The organism is Tolypothrix sp. PCC 7601 (genome assembly GCF_025677855.1).
In the GTDB taxonomy this organism is placed as follows: Bacteria; Cyanobacteriota; Cyanobacteriia; order Cyanobacteriales; family Nostocaceae; genus Aulosira; species Aulosira diplosiphon.
On record NZ_CP064879.1, the window covers coordinates 2,324,947 to 2,341,925 of the forward strand.

The following is a 16,979-nucleotide window of genomic DNA, read 5'->3' on the forward strand; positions in this document are numbered from 1 at the left end:
AACTCGATTTAAATTAGCCCTGAACTTGTGATTAAAAACGATATCTGGATTACAGAAATGGCTCAAAAGGGCATGATTTCCCCCTTTGAGCCAAGTTTAGTGAGAAAAGTACAACCACAGGCAGATGTAGCGGTTCGTCCTGTAATCAGCTATGGTTTATCTTCCTATGGCTACGATATTCGCCTGTCTCCTGCAGAATTCCGCATTTTTCGCCACATTCCTGGCACTGTCATTGATCCCAAAAACTTTAATCCCCAAAATTTGGAATCAACCCCATTACATACAGATGAAAATGGTAGTTATTTTATCCTACCTGCTCATTCCTATGGCTTGGGCGTTGCTTTAGAAAAGCTAGCTGTTCCAGACTATATAACTGTAATTTGTATAGGTAAATCCACATACGCGCGTTGTGGAATTATAGCGAATTTAACACCTGCAGAGGCTGCTTGGCGAGGACACTTAACCTTAGAATTTTCCAATTCTTCCAGCGCTGATTGTCGCATCTACGCTAATGAAGGCGTAGTGCAATTGCTATTTTTAGCAGGTGAACCCTGCGCTATCAGTTACGAAGCAAGACAGGGTAAATACCAGGATCAAGCTGAGATGGTAACTTTGGCTAAAGTGTAAACACCGCGCAGCCGTACTAAGGTGCTAATCTCGCTTTACCTAAACGAGACTTTTCATACCATTCTGCGATCGCAGGTACCCACTCAGCAAAATGGGGCCACATCATTTCACATAGCTTTTGAATTTCAAGTTGAGCGTCTTTCTTATTTCTCAAATCACAGAAATGTAAGAAAGACCTTAAATTGAAACTGACTACAAAATGTTGGCGATAATCAAAGGGCATTTTACCTCTGGCGTGTTCTTCAGACATACCACCTTCAAAGTCAGCTTTGTATCGTTTAGCTGCTTCTAAACACCACTGTAAATCTGAGGCTCTTTGCTCTGGGGAATAATAATATTTTTTACCTTGTCTATCAGTGTAATAACCAACAGGACGCAGATAGAAAACATCTTCAATATCTTTCTTACCGTTGACTACATCAATAAACTGGTTTCCGGTGTAACGAAATGAGTTGTGAACTACAATGCCATTAGCGACAAAATTATGCCAAGAGCCTTCCACTTCTAGGTCATAAGTCATTTGTTGTCCAATGTACTCCACAGTTTTCACTTTAACTGGATGAGCTTGTAATTTTCTACCTATTGCCTTTGGTTTAGGTTGCCAATTTTCAGTATCTATTATTGGATTAAAAGAGCGAGCAAAATCAGCTTCTTGATGATTTTGGTGAATATATTCGTGACACTCTTTGCATAAAGTTACTAAATTATCGAAGTCATAAGCCAAAGATTCATCAGCATATACTGGGATTAAATGATGAGCATGAAGGCTACCACCCCTAACCCTACATCTTTGACAAATATAATTAAACTTCTCATGTACTGCCGGGGCAATATCCCTTGTCCAGGCACCTATTAGTTCCCGTTCTGTAGATGTTCCTCCTTTCCAAAAATTAGATTCTTCTCCTCTTTTTGTATAAAGCTTCGCGTTTTCTCTACGTTTTTGACGACTTGCTGGGGAAAGGTTTAAGTGGTAACCAGTTTGACCCTTATTCCAAGGGTTTCTAGAACCCCTTGATCTCTTATTTAACGACAACCCGTAAGCATAAACCCATTTTTTTATTGCTTCTATTGAGCAGTTAGCTAAGGCTGCCATTTCATCAACATAAAGTCCTTTAGCGATTTGCTCTTCTAACCAAATTTTGTCTCGATAAAGTGCATTAGGGTTATAGTTCCAAGGCTGATGTTCTTTAGCAAATTTACTATCATTGTGATTTAAATGTAGTTCGTATTTATCAGCCCAATTTCTTACAGTATTTATAGAGCATTCAGATAGTTGGGCAATCTCTAATGTAGATAATCCTTTTTGAATTTGAGATTCAAGCCATTCTCGATTTCTATAAAGACCATTGCCTACTACTGCCATACCATTACACATTACATGGCAAGGCTTAGTAGTTTGAAATACACTGCCATCAGGGTTAGTAATTAAACCAACTGCATCACCCATTGTTTGCCAACCATCTGATGTAAATAAGCGATGATTGACAGTGCAATCTAAAGTTTTTCCATCCTCTAAAGTTACTCTGTAAACTGGCTGAAGACCACTGCACATGACATCTTTAATATGTCCAACCTCAAATAAGCCAGTCTCTTCGTTGAGAATTCGCAGGCGCATTTTGCGAATCCGTTGTTTACAATCACGCCGATATTCACCAGGTGGTTCTCCATTCCTACCTTTAATTGACCTTGTACGGATTGCTTTTTCTCCGTTAGTCCAAAGTTCGTATAACTCTCCAATAGTTTTTTTCAATTTCTGGTTACTGTCGCCTTCACAGTTCACAAAAGTAATTTCAGTATCAGCAGATAGACATTGGACATCGAAGGATACACTAATCCTGTGGGTACGAGCCTGTTGCATCACACTGTGGGGAAAGTAGCCACAGTTAAAAACAATCTGGGGATGTTCTAGAGGCCCGTAATGTCCTCTCTCCCCTGCTAAAAGTCGCTTCACAATAACTTCACCACATTGAGACTCCGAGGGCCATGAGTCCCGTTCGTCATACACGAACGCCTCAGTGTAGTCCTGGTGCATGGCGGCGTAAATCACCTGCTGAGGATTTGGTGTTTTAGCAATAACCTCTACCCTGAATCGATCCATGATCTGCTAGTTAAAACTTGATTGGTGGCTGGGAGTGCCTACTAATCAGTTGTTTAGCCTGTTCGTGAGACATCTCCATGAGAACGATTCATTATCATATCTCTGCCTTGGGCTTCATCTTCAAGATACTCATTTACTTTACAAAAATTAATAACTACGTTACACTTCGTTACATAGTGAATAAAAACGGGAAAATCTTATGCGTACAAATGCTTCTATCGTTGACGACCAAGGTTTAATGAATAACTTTGCGATCGAGCCTAAAGTATATGTAGATGAGCAAGGCGATCGCACTGGATTTACAACCTATGCAGAACTCCTCAATGGTCGTTTAGCAATGATTGGTTTCGTCTCCCTCATTGCATTAGAAGTTGTCACAGGACATGGTATTTTTGGTTTGTTAGCAAATCTATAAAATCTAATTTTAATTTTTAATATTACAAATTTGACAAAATGTAGAGGCAATATTTATCTTGCCTCTACATTTTTTTGTATAAAACTTGATGCAAATATTCAAAATTTGCTATTTCATCTAGTAAATCATCTACAACGCTTTATTGAATAAGTAAGCTTACTTAAGAGATTACCGAAATTATTTAAGTAAAGAATTAGTAGTAAATAACTAAATAAGTAATTTAGACATTTATGTTCTAGCGATAATTTTGTTAGCCTCATAAGTATTCATCTATCCATGATAAGTTGAGTATTCACTATCACTCAGTCTATATTCTTCATATTAAGAATACAAAAGTATTTGTAACCCAGCTTATTACTTAACAATTCAAACAAAATATACTGATTGGCAAATTAATGATTGTATGACATAAATTTATTCTAACCAAATACCAAATATCTAAAGTTTGTCAATCATGGATTTATCTATTGTATCAACAACGGATAGAAGTTATTTTAATCCTCTAGAAAATTCTATTCTACCAACAATTTTCTGTAGCATTACTGATTTTTTAGGGGAATCTAAATATTCTGGGAAGATGATGTTAGAACTATCTCCTGTCCTCTTGGAAGTAGGCAGCAAGCTAGACAATTTTCTTCAGCAACCAGATTTTCTTAATCAGATGCAACTGGCTTTTGGTAAAGCCTGGGAGCCTCAACAGGCAACAAATTTGATAGTGGGGATAGTTAATGGCGAGTCTATACCTCAAATTGATATTTTGCCTATTGAGTCATTACGAGCTAAAGGAGCTTATGCCGGAGATAGCATTTATTTAGCGCAAGAATTATTCGGTAATTCAGCAAAATCAGAAGCATTGGTTGCAGTTCTATTAGAAGAACTTGGACATTATCTTGATTCACATTTGAATGTTCAAGATTCCCCTGGAGATGAAGGGTCAATCTTTGCCAAACTTGTGTTAAACCAACCTCCACAAGGTGAAGAACTGTTAGCTTTACAAGCTGAAGATGATAGCGCAATATTAAATTTAAATGGCAAAAGCATTTTAGTAGAGCAATCTGCTTTAGACTCTGGTACATTTACCGTCGGCGCGGATGGTAAATTTAGCCTTGAGTTTTTAGCTGATGCTGGCAGTTATCATAGCGACCTGGGAATTTTTAGTTTGCAGGGAATGGAAAATTTACAGCCAGGTTCCTTGGAATTTATCCAAGAATCTGCGCGTCGTGTTCTCAGCAATTCTAATTCTGGCTACCTGGCAATTTCTGATGCAACTGAGGGAGCAAAATTTAGCGGTGATTTAGGAGAAAGTGAAAGAAATGATGGCAAATTTTTAGGAGAGAAAAACTTTGCCATGACTGCTGGCGATCAGTTTGCGTTTTTACTGGTACCGGATGGAAAAATTAAGGAATTGTTAGATAATCCCAATTCAGCCAAGGATAAAAATCCGCTATTCTCCATCGCCTCAGCTAATTCAGACGGTTCTGTACATTTTGCTCAGTTAGGACAAGGAACAACGAAAGGCGGGACTTTTGGTGTAGAAGATCAGTTGGCTAGCCAAGGTTCAGATTGGGATTACAACGACTTCATCTTTCAAATTAAAGGCGCTACCGGAAAAACTGCTCCCCTAGAGACATTTATTCAGTCAAAACAAGAGTGGCGCAATACCCAATCAGGGAAAGAATTAATCGAATACGCTAAACAAGTCAGCCAATTTTTGACTATATCTACTCCTTTTAGCAGTTCTTACACTGTCGCCAGTTTGGGTGAATTACCAGGATTACCAACTCCCTACGTAGGATTAGCGTTTAAAGCTGACGATCCCAATACTTTATATATCGGTTCAACACCCCAAGGAGAAAAAGGCGAAATTTTTGCGATCGCACTCAAACGCGATGCTAATAATCACATTGTAGGATTTACAGGCTCGGCAAAGTTGCTCTCCTCCGCACCAGGAATGAACGGCGGTTTGAATGATGCTGGCTTGACCTTTGGCCCCAATAACGTTTTGTTTTATACAACTTGGAATGACAACACAGTTGGGCAAATCAAACCTGGAAGTTCTAATCCTGACAAACAAGTAGAGTTAAATACCCTAGGATATCAGCCTTCAGTCGGTGGTATAAGTTTCGTTCCTCAGGGATTCCCTGGTGCAGGAAGGCTAAAAATTACCTCCTACGATACTGGCAATTTTTATGACACAACTGTGTCCGCCGATGGTACAGGTACTTGGAATATTGCACCTGCAACAAAATCAGTGCAAATCACTGGGGGGCCAGATGCTTTTATCTATGTATCTGCTTCTATGCCACAATTTACTAGCGAACGCATTTTAGTTGCAGAGCAAGATACAGATACAGTCAGCGCCTATAATATCGATGCTAATGGCGATCCCATTCCTACCACTCGCCAAGAATTTTTAACTGGGATAGACGGCCCCATCGGTGCAGCCATTGATCCTTTAACAGGTGATTTCTTCTTCTCTACCTATTCCTTTGGCGATTTTAATCCCCAAGGATTTAATCAGGTGGTAGTCGTGCGGAAGGGATAATCTGCTGGGAACGAAGGATAATTTCGTAGTTATAATTAGTGATGGCTTACCTTTGATTACGAATTACGTAGCGCTTTGCGCTTCCCGTAGGGTACTACAAATTAGTAATTATTTCCCCAGGTGATAACTATGGCTTTAACTGCATCTACAATGCTGCCTTTAGGTACGGTTGCTCCAGATTTTCAGCTACCAGAAGTAGTATCTCAAGAGATAATTTCTTTAGCTAGTTTTGCTGATAAAAAAGCTATCTTGGTAATGTTTATTTGTCGGCATTGCCCATTTGTAAAGCACGTGCAATCACAACTAGCGCTAATAGGCAAAGACTACTTTGAAAGTGATTTAGGAATTGTTGCAATTAGCGCCAATGATGTTGAAAATTACCCAAATGATGCGCCAGATTTATTAAAGAAAATGGCTACAGAATTGGGGTTTAAATTTCCGTTATGCTACGACGAAACTCAAGAGACAGCGAAAGCTTATACCGCAGCTTGTACACCTGATTTTTTTGTATTTGATAGCAATCGCCAACTCGTTTATCGCGGGCAATTAGATGATAGCCGACCCAGCAATGGTAAGCCTGTAACAGGTGCAGATTTACGTACTGCAATTGAGGCTGTACTAGCAGGTAAACCTATACAAGATGAACAAAAGCCCAGTATTGGATGCAATATCAAGTGGAAAGCTGGAAATACACCAAATTATAGTTAATATTTAGTAGGATGTGTGACGCGTAAGCTGTAACGCATCAAAGCTTTGCCAAAGGTGCGTTACTAAAATCCAAAATCCAGAATTCAAAATTTAAAATTCAAAAATATTCCCCAATGCTGTCACAGCAAAGGGGATGGTAAATGCACCTGTTGCACCATAAATACTTAGATTTTCATCCAAAGTCGAAAAATGAGTCAGGAAATGTGGTTCGATTTATCTCAAACTGTCGAATTGACAATTAGGGATTAGTGCTTAATTTCCAAATTGAGGATGTAGCGCCCCAACTGGACTTTGTCTGCCCATAATTCGTATTCTATCCGTAAATGTTCAGGCAATGGATGACCAGTAAGCGCCATAACATTAGTAAAGTTACGGAGGCGAATTGGCTCATTGGTTTGCCATGTCTCAGTTGGCAACCAATAGCGACTAATACCATAAACACCCTGTTCCCAGAAATGGCGATAACTGACTTCGGCATTACCTTGCATGGTCATGATGACTCGGTAAGGCGAAATCTCTAACCACAAAACTCTAGGACTGGTGGGTACATTGTTTTTCTTGTGCGGAAGTTTATCTTCAGGATTTAGGGAACCCGCTACTTCGCAGGTAATTAAAGGCGGTGCAGTCAATAGTAAATGAAAACGATTAGTATCTTTTTGATACAATGTCCCGGCAGTTTCCACGACAGACCAAACTGGCAGGTCAGTGGAAATGAGTGATAAGCACACGGGCTTGCGGTGATGGGTCAGCATGGGAGCGATAAGGGCTAAAAGCTAGTGAACAAAATGAAATCAACACCAAGGTCTCTATCAGTCTCAGGCCAAAAACTAATAGTAAAACATGCTTAGATATTAACTGAATCTGCTAATTCGGTAAGCCAGATCAACAAAAATGCAAACAGTTAGGGTGCTAATTTAAAAAGCAAAAATTGCGATTTTTCTCCGGAAAGGTGATTTAAAAGTAAAGTTACGGAATATTTTGTAAATAATCTTTAGATTCCGGAATTAATATAGCTGGATTATTCGCTAAAACACAAGAAGAACGATTTTCTTTGCTTTTATAAGAGCTAGTATGGCAAGTGAATGCGCGAATAAAATTGTTCATTTCTTCACGTTTGGCAGTCCAAATTCCAGATTAACCTTGTCTTTTAAGAGTTGACAACCCAAATGAGTAATTATGCTTGGACTAGCTTGAAAGTGCTGAAGAACCACTGCGTTGGAAGGGTTTTCCGGCAATCGCGCAAGTGGCGTTGCTGAGTAAAAATGCCCGTCTCGACTTTCATACTTGGTAGTGAAACTTATTTCATTGGGATAGCTTCCTCTGTATACACAGCAATGGCATATTGTTTTAGTTGGAAGTCCCTGATTAAGGTTGTGCAAAATCAAAAGTCAAAAATCCAATACATTTAAACTTTTTTACAACTGCACATCTAACTTTACTGATTTTGGAAGATTTGATTAAGTTTGAGCAAGCAAAAGACGATACGATACTAGGGAAGAAGTTCACAGTAGCGGCATATGCAGTCGCTCATGTACTTTCAATGTATTCAAAAGCCAGTGTATCCTAATGTCGGCTGCTGTTATAACCGTAGAAAAGCAAAAAGACCTTTCAGATCAGTTAATTATTCAACGACCTCCTTTTGGGCTATCCTTGCAAGGTCGTATCCGCATTCCAGGTGATAAATCTATTTCCCACCGTGCTTTGATGTTGGGTGCGATCGCCCAAGGTGAAACGGAAATTCAAGGTCTTCTCTTAGGTGAAGATCCCCGCAGTACTGCTAGTTGTTTTCAAGCAATGGGGGCGGAAATTTCGGAACTCAATACAGAGTTGGTGCGGGTGAAGGGTATTGGTTTGGGAAATTTGCAAGAACCAATTGATGTATTAAATGCAGGAAATTCTGGTACTACGTTGCGTTTGATGTTGGGATTGTTAGCTTCCCATGCAGGGCGTTTTTTTACTGTCACAGGTGATAATTCTTTGCGATCGCGTCCTATGTCCCGCGTAGTTCAACCATTGCAACAAATGGGGGCGCAAATTTGGGGACGCAAGGGAAATTCTTTAGCACCCCTCGCAATTGCTGGACAAGCCCTCAAACCAATTCACTATCATTCCCCCATCGCCTCAGCGCAAGTTAAATCCTGTATCCTCCTCGCTGGTTTAGCCACAGAAGGAAAAACCACCGTTACCGAACCCGCCCTTTCCCGTGACCATAGTGAAAGGATGTTACGGGCGTTTGGCGCAGAACTCAGCGTTGATCCCGAAACCAATAGTGTTACCGTTACTGGGCCAGCGCAATTGTTTGGACAAAAGGTAATTGTCCCCGGTGATATTAGTTCCGCAGCCTTTTGGTTGGTAGCTGGTGCAATTGTCCCAGGTTCAGAACTAGTAGTAGAAAACGTTGGTGTAAATCCCACCCGCACAGGTATTTTAGAAGCTTTAGAGCTGATGGGAGCAGATATTCAACTGGAAAATCAGCGAGAAGTCGCAGGTGAACCAGTAGCCGATATCAGGGTACGTTCCAGCAATTTAAAAAGCTGCACCATCGCTGGGGATATCATTCCCAGAATGATTGATGAAATTCCCATTTTGGCAGTAGCAGCCGTATTCGCCGAAGGAACCACAATTATTCGCGACGCAGCCGAGTTAAGGGTCAAAGAAAGCGATCGCATTACTGTCATGGCTCAACAACTCAATAAAATGGGAGCTAAAGTCAGTGAACTACCCGATGGGATGGAAATTACTGGTGGTACTCCCTTAGTTGGTACAGATGTCGATAGCCATACCGATCATCGCATTGCCATGAGTTTAGCGATCGCCGCCTTAGTCGCCAATGGCGTAACTACCATCCACCGCGCCGAAGCAGCCGCGATTTCTTATCCGAGTTTCTTCCAAACTCTCACCGCGATCGTTAATTGAGTAGGAGATTTTGAAGGGGGAAAGGGTAAAAGGTTAAAGGGTAAAGGTTTTTCCCCTTCCCCCTTCCCCATTCACCAGACTTTTGACTTATTTACGCCCCTTCCCGCAACTTATCCAACACGCTGCGGTCTTCTAAAGTTGAGGTATCACCTGATACTTCTTGCCCTGCAGCGAGATTTCGCAGTAAGCGCCGCATAATTTTACCCGATCGCGTTTTTGGCAAAGCGTCAGTAAAGCGGATTTCACCAGGACGAGCGATCGCACCAATTTCTTTGACGACGTGTTGCTTGAGTTCTTTACTCAAATCATCGCTGGGTTGGAAAGTCCCTTCCAGAGTTACAAAAGCCACGACTTCTTCACCTTTGAGTTCATCTGGCTTGCCAACAACCGCCGCTTCTGCAACTGCTGGGTGGGAAACTAAGGCTGATTCGACTTCCATTGTGCCGAGGCGGTGTCCTGATACGTTTAATACGTCGTCTACCCGTCCCATTACCCAGAAGTAACCATCTTCATCTCTTCTGGCTCCATCACCCGCAAAATATGTAAACTGGCCATCTTTGGGGGGTATATGTTCCCAGTAGGTACGGCGGAAGCGATCGGGATCGCCGTAAACTGTTCGCATCATTCCCGGCCAGGGGTGACGCACTGCTAAATAACCACCTTGATTTTCTCCCACAGAATTACCATCTAAATCTACGATATCTGCAAGAATTCCGGGGAAAGGCAGGGTTGCAGAACCTGGTTTGGTGGGAATTGCACCTGGTAGGGCTGTAATCATAACCCCGCCAGTTTCAGTTTGCCACCAGGTATCGACAATTGGGCAACGTTCGCCACCAATGACTTTGTGATACCACATCCAAGCTTCTGGGTTAATTGGTTCGCCTACGGTTCCCAACAAGCGCAAGGAAGAGAGGTTGCGTGATTTGGGATGATGTTCGCCCATTTTAATAAAGGCGCGAATGGCTGTAGGTGCAGTATAAAAAATATTGACACCATACTTTTCAATTACATCCCAGAAACAGCCAGGATTAGAAGCACGAGGCGCGCCTTCATACATTAGAGTTGTGGCACCGTTGGAAAGCGGCCCATAAACAATGTAACTATGCCCCGTAATCCAACCGACATCGGCAGTACACCAATATACATCTGTATCTTGTAAATCAAAGATCCATTTGGTGGTGATGTGGGTATATAAGTTGTATCCAGCTGTAGTGTGAACAACGCCTTTAGGTTTGCCAGTGCTACCAGAAGTGTAGAGAATGAACAGCAAATCTTCGCTATCCATTGGTTCAGCTGGACAATCGGCTGATACACCCTTTTGTAAATCATGCCACCAATGGTCACGTCCTGGCTCCATGTGAGTTTGTTGCGCTGTACGTTGCACTACAAGCACATTTTTCACATTGGGGACAGCGTTATTGGCGATCGCCTTGTCTACTTGTTCCTTGAGAGGAACGATCGCGTCTTTGCGCCAACCACCATCAGCCGTGACTACTAACTTAGCTTCCGCATCAATTAAGCGATCGCGCAAAGCCTCAGCACTGAAACCACCAAACACAACACTGTGGGGTGCGCCAATTCTCGCACAAGCCAACATTGCGATCGCCGCTTCTGGAATCATGGGCATATAAATCCCCACGCGATCGCCTTTTTGGATTCCTAGTTGCTTTAGTACATTAGCAAACTGGCAAACCTCCCGGTGTAATTGGGCATAGGTAAGAGTCCGCGAATCTCCTGGTTCTCCTTCCCAAATCAGTGCGGCTTTATTTTTACGCCAAGTAGTGAGGTGTCTGTCAAGACAGTTGTAAGAAATATTAGTCTTACCACCAACAAACCATTTAGCAAAAGGTGCTTGCCAATCTAAGACTGTGTCCCATTTTTGGAACCAATGCAACTCACTTTCTGCCAATTCTGCCCAAAATTTTTGCGGATCGGCTTGAGCTTGATCGTAAAGAATTTGATAATCTGCCAGACTTTTGATCTGCGCTTTTTGTGAAAATTCAGCACTCGGATGAAATAAGCGGTTTTCTTGTAGGATTGATTCTATGGTCGGTTGGGACATATCTGTAATTAAATTGCGACTGAAAACTATTCTGTACTGCAATTACTCATAAGTATTTTGATTTTCGTTAAGAAATCTCTAAAGCGCCCTAGTGGTGCATCACACAAATGTTGGTGTCTCAATCAATTCTCAGGTATCAAGTTGTTATCCGCTTGCTTCTTCATTCACAATTATTTTTTGATACAGATCTTAAGCAGCCTCACTCTAGGCAGTTAAGTAAAGCTTGAGTATTATAAATTACAGAGGCTTAAAAAATCGATAACGAACAGTGGTATATAAACAAAGCGGTAGTAGCGAAGCAAACTACCAAACTTTAACAATGAGTTTGTTCGCATTTGAATGTCATGGTCAACAATGGCAATGGTTGATTCTACCTGTTCTCAGGGCAGCGAAACAATCGCCGTTATGAATAAGCCAAACCACCAAGATGATGTGATTGTCCAACATGAGCGATCGCTTACTACTCTGAGTAGGGCAATTACCCATGCCCAAGGACGATTCACTTTAATTTTAGTACGCTGCAATTATGCAAGTTTACAAGAACAAATATTAGCAGAACTAAGACAGCGTTCTGGGTTAGAAATTTTAGCTATTAACCTACGAACTTCATCCCATAGTCTTTATTCTACGATGACAGCCACAATTGGTTCTCCACATCCCAATGCTGTCATTGTATTTGGGATAGAATCACTGCAGAATGTCGATGATTTTTTAGTTTCTCTAAATCGCTTACGAGATGATTTTCTGCACAATTTTCCCTTTCCTTTAGTGTTGTGGATTAACGATTTTGTGCAGCAAAAACTCATCAAACTAGCACCAGACTTTTATAGCTATGCACCTGTACCGATTCGGTTTGCGATCGCTACTGAAGAATTATTCCCTTTTCTCCCACAAGAAGCAGAGGAGATATTGAGACAAATCTCATACAAATTCTGTATGAATAGGTGCAAAAATACGCCACTGAATTGGCAGATATTGCAAGAGTAATACTAACAATTTAAAATTCAAAATGACGCTCGCAGACTATTAACTCAGTCACTTAGCATCCTCAGCATCACAAAAAATTGTAGCTTTTATGTGCTTCTGCATAAATTTTTAATGCTACAGCCATCTGCTGTTCAGCAGCTTCTCCCTGTGCTTGGAACCAAGCAAAAGTTTCAGGATCTACCTGAACTGTAATTTTTACAGATGACTTTGGCATTCGCAATTGTGCTTTAGCAAAGAACTCATCTGACAAAGGTGGAATATCTGAGGTATCGATGTCTTCATCACTCATCGCATCAATTCTATCCCAATCAGTTTTTGAGGTATTGTTCATAGCGTTTTCTTTCATAAGACAGTGCCTTTCTTAATGAGATAATCCGAACTGTTTCCTCTTCAGGCTCAGTGTAAACTACTACTACCACTCGTCCATCAAGTAGCCCGATACCGATACACCGATCCTCACCATAATCTTCTCGATCATCAAGGTACACAAGCATCGGTAAATTAAAGATGCGTGAAGCATCAGCAAAGTTGAAACCATGCTTTGTGATATTGCTTTGATTTTTTAGCTCATCCCACTCAAACTGCATGGACTCAATCTATCATACAAGCTGTTTTACTGCGGATATTTTAGCGTATCAAGTATTACCAAAAAAGAGCGATCGCTCTTTTTGAGTTCGCTGATAATGTATGGGTGATCGCTATCTCATTTCCCAATTCGCTCAAGTTCCTCTCGTAAAACTCGCCGTAATATTTCTTCTAGAGGTTCACGACGCTGCTGAATATACTCATGCAATGCGTCGTTAATCAAACTTTGGTAATTTCCTCCGCCTGCTGCGTTAACTTGTTCACGAAACCATACCAATATTTCATCATCTAAGCGAATTGTAATTCTAGTTTTTCCCGGTGGTGTAGATTCTATCGCGCCTCGCTTACCTTGACTAAAATCATACATATTTGTATTTCCAGAATCATCTTATAAAAATTTTACCGAAACTTCACACTTATAGGATTTTGAAACAGCTAATAGCTGTTAATTAAGGGAAATCTATTTATAGGGCTATTCATCATTAGCCTGCAAAATTTCTGGATAAACATTGTTCAAAGCAAATTTCAGGAGTATTAAATCTCATCGTTCGCGTAATCGATTCTGAAAATAAAGAATTCATCAAAATGGTTAAAAGGCTTACAACAAAAGGATTAATCGCATCAAACTTTTATCCATATACCCTTTAGAGGCGTGGTTAGTTCACAGTGCGATGACGGTGCGATCGCACCGATACATTCAGATTCCTACTGAAATCTTTGAGGGAAATCGGGTAAGTGTAAGCTTTCTATTCTGATTACCAAAACCAAAGCTATATATAGTAGGAATTTCATGGTTTTTTGGGAATTAATTATTTCCGATTTGGATTACGCGAATGGTGAGTTAAATGATTCCAATTATCTTGGGTGCTGCTGCTTTGGCTACTGGAGCTATAGGAGCAGTAAAAAGTGCTGAAGGTATTGGCAATATGAAGCAGTCAGAGAAAATTGGTGAACAGGCTCAACAAAAATACGAAAATAGCTTGCAAAACTTGAAAGCAGCTTGGGAAATTACTAACCAGTCAGCAGAAGTTTATGGACAAATGCAGCTTCGGATCAAACAGGGTACAATTTCAAACTTTATAGCTTTTATTGAGAGAATTGGTCAGCGAGCATCTCAAAACAACCTGGATATTCTCACTGGATTAGACATCTCTACTCAGCAAATTCAAGAGTACAAAACAGAAGTTATCAAAGCTGAAGAGTGGGTAAAAGGTGGTGTCTCAACTGCTGTTGCAGCAGCAGGTGCAGGTGCAAGTGCAGTTACCTTAGCAAGAAGTGTAGGTACAGTGACTGTTTCCAGGTTCTTTGGATTATGGGCTACTGAAGTTGGTATCTCACAACTTGGTGGTGCTGCGGCTTGGACTGGAACCCTAACTTGGTTAGGTGGTGGTACTAGTATGGCGGTTGGTGGTGCTGTGTTGGGAGGTATTACACTCGGCCCAGCATTAATGGTTGGGGGTTTTCAACTGGCTGGTAAGGGTGAGGAAGCTTTGACTAAAGCGCGGGAATATGAAGCTAATGTCAACGTAGGGCTTGCTGAAAAAGTCATTCCAAGGCAAGAGAAAAATTGACTCAGTAGTCAGGGAAGAGCAAATATAAGTTTTTGTTGTCTGCAATCAAACGGAACATCACTTTTGCTAATAAAAGAAGTGAAAAAAGATGTAATGTTGAAAAATTGGCATAAAAATTCCCAAAAAAGCCGTGAAACAAGGGTAGAAAGATTCATGACTAAAAAAGTAATAGCAATAGCAGTGACAGAGGTATGAGGAAGTTTAGCCATGACTCTACCCAAGCTAAATCTTCGTTTACCTTGTCCGAATTTACCCTCAATAGAGTTACGAATTAGCTCATCTTCTCGTGCTTGTTTCTTTTTTTCAGGACTGACATTTTTAGGTGGTCTCCCTAAAGGTGGCCCACTAATTCTAATTCCTCTTTCTTGACACCAAGAGCGGTTGTCTCTAGTGCGATAAATTTTATCAACATGAACTGATTGAGGATAATACCCGGTGTAGTTTTTTGTAGGCTTCTACTTGTGATTTTAAGTCGCCTGATTCGTTAAAATTATCCCAACTAATATGGTCTAAAAATACATAGCCATCATAGCAACTAGCTGAAAGCTTTGCCCCAAACTCTACTTTTTTTCCAGCTTTACCACGGACTATCGGACGAATGTGTGGTTGATTTAAACTGACAATACGGTCTTCTATACTAATTTTTTTATTTTCATATAACCAAAGTTGTTGACGATAAATTTCTGCTACTACCAGTAATTTCTTATATTGCCTATTACTCAGGTTGAAGAGTGACGCACCTAACTCCATTAGCTGCTGAATGTGAACTAAATTTCTTTTGATATATTGTAGTTGCCGTTTAATGGCTTTCCTTCTTTCTTTAATGGTCGGTTTTCTTTTTTTGGCTACCAATAAGTAATTCTTTCTAGCTATATTTCTATAGGTTCTCGGTTTTTTGATACTCTTTAACAAGAGGGAGTTATATAAAATATCTATAATTGTTTCTGTATGCTTTCTGGCTTGATTTAATAATCCTAAGTCTGTGGGATAACTGATATCCGCTGGCGCACAACTCGCATCTAATATTAATTTTCCCCGATTGGTCGGCTCATTTTTTAAATCCTCGGTTTCTGACTTTTTTGATTTTACTTCTACCTCCTCTTTACTTTCTAACACTTGCTTGACTATTTCTCGATTCAGTTTGTTAACTAATTTTATATCTATTCTTTCTCTAAAGTGAACTAACATTGACGCATCAAATGGGGCATTATTGCTATAGCAAGACATTCCTATAAAGTATTGCAGATAGGGATTCTCCCTAATTTGCTCTACTGTCTCCCTATCACTTATGCCTAGTTTTTCTTTAATTATTAATGCCCCTAATGCCATCCTAAATGTTTTGGCTGGCGCGCCCATTTCTGCTGAAAATATTGCTGCGTACTCTGCTTCAAATTCTGACCAAGGTATCATCTCCGCCATGATTACCCAACGGTTATCTGAGGCTAGTTTTCCCCCAAAGGGTAGTTCAAAGTCTTCTGCTGCTGTTTCTTGCTTTTGCGCTTTTCGATACATATCAACGCAACTTGCTACAAGGGTTTTTACTTACTTTATCCTTTTTCCTTGCACTTTATTCTCTTTTGTCCCCCCAAATCTCTTGATTTATCTAGGTTTTTTGTTTATTCTGCAAGCCCAACGTAGAGATTGCCAATATTGAAGCAGCTCAAGATTTTCTATTACAGGTTAAACGGCGAATAGTGGAACTGGCTAATTTAGTGTGTAATTTAAACAACAGTGCTAAAGCGGTACTTCAAGAGCTTGAAGCCAAACCTTTTGATCGCAGCCGTGATGCTAGAAAATTTCAAGAGGTAGCGCTTTTAATTAAAGCACTGGCAGAAATTATGAAAATTTCTATTTTTGATAGTGAAGGACTATTAAACCCTGCAACTTTAACTATTCAAGCTAAATACAAAACTCTGGGAGGTATTTAGTAATGGTTTTACCAAGTATCGGTACAATATGTACTGCGGTTAACGCCACAAAATCTTTAGTAAGCATTATTTCTACTTACAAGCAAATAGGAGAGTTAGAACGAACTAAAAGGCATGAGATAGCAGCTTTGGAAAAAACACAATGTGTTAACGCAGTTGCTTCCAATTATGCTGAATATAAGATAATTGCCGCACAAGAACAAACAAAAAGACGTGAGATTGATGCTTGGGAAAAAGAAGCAATCACCAAAATTAATGCCCAGCGCGACTTGCTGATGGCGTATCTTGATCGCTCTTTTGATGAACGTGCTGAAAACTTTCGAGCTTTATTTGCTGTGGTTGATAGTGCGATCGCATCCGGTAATAATGAACAACTAGCGCTTACCTTAAATACAATCACAGAAATCGCTAAATCAAGCCCATTCAAAGACCTTGCTAACTTAGCTTCTGTCCGCGCTGCCCTTGATGATCCCAACCACGAATGGACATTTTGATTTTATAGCAGTGCGATCGCTTTTTCTAAAAACTCCAATAGCA

Annotated in this window: 15 protein-coding genes and 3 pseudogenes; 9 read left to right on the forward strand and 9 right to left on the reverse strand. The window is 40.4% G+C overall.

All coding sequences use genetic code 11. The features are described from left to right. Positions 1 to 27 precede the first annotated feature (27 nt). Positions 28 to 627: a dCTP deaminase gene (dcd, locus tag HG267_RS09770; RefSeq protein WP_071989379.1), complete on the forward strand. Its 600-nt coding sequence runs from the start codon at positions 28 to 30 to the stop codon at positions 625 to 627. A 16-nt stretch (positions 628 to 643) separates the two neighbouring features. Here the strand turns inward: dcd and thyX are convergent. The 3 pseudogenes from thyX to HG267_RS41725 form a co-directional block, all read right to left on the reverse strand. Beyond that, positions 644 to 1,078: pseudogene (thyX, locus tag HG267_RS41715) on the reverse strand (FAD-dependent thymidylate synthase); the annotation flags it as partial. A 3-nt stretch (positions 1,079 to 1,081) separates the two neighbouring features. Further along, positions 1,082 to 2,407, reverse strand: a pseudogene (locus HG267_RS41720) (HNH endonuclease); the annotation flags it as partial. 30 nt (positions 2,408 to 2,437) lie between these two features. Then, positions 2,438 to 2,725, reverse strand: a pseudogene (locus HG267_RS41725) (FAD-dependent thymidylate synthase); the annotation flags it as partial. A 199-nt stretch (positions 2,726 to 2,924) separates the two neighbouring features. Between HG267_RS41725 and HG267_RS09780 the strand changes: the two are divergent. From HG267_RS09780 to HG267_RS09790, 3 genes are all read left to right on the forward strand, one after another. Beyond that, a complete protein-coding gene (locus HG267_RS09780) occupies positions 2,925 to 3,140 on the forward strand; it encodes a chlorophyll a/b-binding protein (protein ID WP_045869900.1) in 216 nt (71 codons plus the stop codon). A 454-nt stretch (positions 3,141 to 3,594) separates the two neighbouring features. Further along, positions 3,595 to 5,685, forward strand: a complete 2,091-nt coding sequence (locus HG267_RS09785) for a DUF4114 domain-containing protein (protein WP_052335157.1) — start codon at positions 3,595 to 3,597, stop codon at positions 5,683 to 5,685. Between the two features lie 129 nt (positions 5,686 to 5,814). After that, positions 5,815 to 6,393: a thioredoxin family protein gene (locus HG267_RS09790; RefSeq protein WP_045869901.1), complete on the forward strand. Its 579-nt coding sequence runs from the start codon at positions 5,815 to 5,817 to the stop codon at positions 6,391 to 6,393. A 245-nt stretch (positions 6,394 to 6,638) separates the two neighbouring features. Here HG267_RS09790 and HG267_RS09795 read toward each other — a convergent pair whose 3' ends face one another. Then, a complete protein-coding gene (locus HG267_RS09795; RefSeq protein ID WP_045869902.1) occupies positions 6,639 to 7,145 on the reverse strand; it encodes a hypothetical protein in 507 nt (168 codons plus the stop codon). 814 nt (positions 7,146 to 7,959) lie between these two features. Here HG267_RS09795 and aroA point away from each other — a divergent pair. Next, the gene (gene aroA / locus HG267_RS09800; RefSeq protein WP_045869903.1) at positions 7,960 to 9,309 is read left to right on the forward strand and encodes a 3-phosphoshikimate 1-carboxyvinyltransferase; all 1,350 of its coding nucleotides are present in this window, start codon (positions 7,960 to 7,962) and stop codon (positions 9,307 to 9,309) included. A gap of 91 nt (positions 9,310 to 9,400) precedes the next feature. Here the strand turns inward: aroA and acs are convergent, their stop codons facing one another. Beyond that, complete coding sequence (gene acs / locus HG267_RS09805) at positions 9,401 to 11,371, reverse strand: acetate--CoA ligase (protein WP_045869904.1); 1,971 nt, start codon at positions 11,369 to 11,371, stop codon at positions 9,401 to 9,403. A 405-nt stretch (positions 11,372 to 11,776) separates the two neighbouring features. Between acs and HG267_RS09810 the strand changes: the two genes are divergently transcribed. Beyond that, positions 11,777 to 12,358 (forward strand): hypothetical protein, encoded by a 582-nt coding sequence (locus HG267_RS09810; RefSeq protein WP_168160964.1) that lies wholly within the window; start codon positions 11,777 to 11,779, stop codon positions 12,356 to 12,358. Between the two features lie 67 nt (positions 12,359 to 12,425). On the opposite strand, the gene HG267_RS09815 is transcribed toward HG267_RS09810, so the two are convergent. The 3 genes from HG267_RS09815 to HG267_RS09825 form a co-directional block, all read right to left on the reverse strand. Then, positions 12,426 to 12,689 (reverse strand): hypothetical protein, encoded by a 264-nt coding sequence (locus HG267_RS09815; protein ID WP_194007886.1) that lies wholly within the window; start codon positions 12,687 to 12,689, stop codon positions 12,426 to 12,428. Further along, a complete protein-coding gene (locus tag HG267_RS09820) occupies positions 12,667 to 12,945 on the reverse strand; it encodes a BrnT family toxin (RefSeq protein ID WP_045869907.1) in 279 nt (92 codons plus the stop codon). The genes HG267_RS09815 and HG267_RS09820 overlap by 23 nt, the downstream gene beginning before the upstream one ends. A gap of 116 nt (positions 12,946 to 13,061) precedes the next feature. Beyond that, on the reverse strand, positions 13,062 to 13,310 hold the full coding sequence (locus HG267_RS09825) for a BrnA antitoxin family protein (protein WP_045869908.1): 249 nt from the start codon (positions 13,308 to 13,310) through the stop codon (positions 13,062 to 13,064). Positions 13,311 to 13,788: 478 nt separating this feature from the next. On the opposite strand from HG267_RS09825, the gene HG267_RS09830 reads away from it, so the two are divergent. Next, positions 13,789 to 14,514, forward strand: coding sequence for a hypothetical protein (locus HG267_RS09830; protein WP_052335158.1), 726 nt, complete (start codon positions 13,789 to 13,791; stop codon positions 14,512 to 14,514). Between the two features lie 8 nt (positions 14,515 to 14,522). On the opposite strand, the gene HG267_RS09835 is transcribed toward HG267_RS09830, so the two are convergent. Next, positions 14,523 to 16,026, reverse strand: a protein-coding gene (locus tag HG267_RS09835; protein ID WP_411863267.1) for an IS5 family transposase whose coding sequence is annotated in 2 segments (ribosomal slippage) — positions 14,523 to 14,948 and positions 14,950 to 16,026 — 1,503 coding nt in all. Because the reading frame shifts where the segments join, the coding sequence is not laid out codon by codon here. Between the two features lie 182 nt (positions 16,027 to 16,208). On the opposite strand from HG267_RS09835, the gene HG267_RS09840 reads away from it, so the two are divergent. Continuing rightward, positions 16,209 to 16,442: a hypothetical protein gene (locus tag HG267_RS09840; RefSeq protein WP_045869436.1), complete on the forward strand. Its 234-nt coding sequence runs from the start codon at positions 16,209 to 16,211 to the stop codon at positions 16,440 to 16,442. A gap of 2 nt (positions 16,443 to 16,444) precedes the next feature. Beyond that, positions 16,445 to 16,936, forward strand: a complete 492-nt coding sequence (locus HG267_RS09845; protein ID WP_228045765.1) for a hypothetical protein — start codon at positions 16,445 to 16,447, stop codon at positions 16,934 to 16,936. Positions 16,937 to 16,979 lie beyond the last annotated feature (43 nt).

Coding starts and splice junctions, on each gene's coding strand:
- HG267_RS09780 (WP_045869900.1), top strand. CDS start 2,925: ATGCGTACAAATGCTTCTATCGTTGACGACCAAGGTTTAATGAATAAC.
- HG267_RS09785 (WP_052335157.1), top strand. CDS start 3,595: ATGGATTTATCTATTGTATCAACAACGGATAGAAGTTATTTTAATCCT.
- HG267_RS09790 (WP_045869901.1), top strand. CDS start 5,815: ATGGCTTTAACTGCATCTACAATGCTGCCTTTAGGTACGGTTGCTCCA.
- HG267_RS09795 (WP_045869902.1), bottom strand. CDS start 7,145: ATGCTGACCCATCACCGCAAGCCCGTGTGCTTATCACTCATTTCCACT.
- aroA (WP_045869903.1), top strand. CDS start 7,960: ATGTCGGCTGCTGTTATAACCGTAGAAAAGCAAAAAGACCTTTCAGAT.
- acs (WP_045869904.1), bottom strand. CDS start 11,371: ATGTCCCAACCGACCATAGAATCAATCCTACAAGAAAACCGCTTATTT.
- HG267_RS09810 (WP_168160964.1), top strand. CDS start 11,777: ATGAATAAGCCAAACCACCAAGATGATGTGATTGTCCAACATGAGCGA.
- HG267_RS09815 (WP_194007886.1), bottom strand. CDS start 12,689: ATGAACAATACCTCAAAAACTGATTGGGATAGAATTGATGCGATGAGT.
- HG267_RS09820 (WP_045869907.1), bottom strand. CDS start 12,945: ATGCAGTTTGAGTGGGATGAGCTAAAAAATCAAAGCAATATCACAAAG.
- HG267_RS09825 (WP_045869908.1), bottom strand. CDS start 13,310: ATGTATGATTTTAGTCAAGGTAAGCGAGGCGCGATAGAATCTACACCA.
- HG267_RS09830 (WP_052335158.1), top strand. CDS start 13,789: ATGATTCCAATTATCTTGGGTGCTGCTGCTTTGGCTACTGGAGCTATA.
- HG267_RS09845 (WP_228045765.1), top strand. CDS start 16,445: ATGGTTTTACCAAGTATCGGTACAATATGTACTGCGGTTAACGCCACA.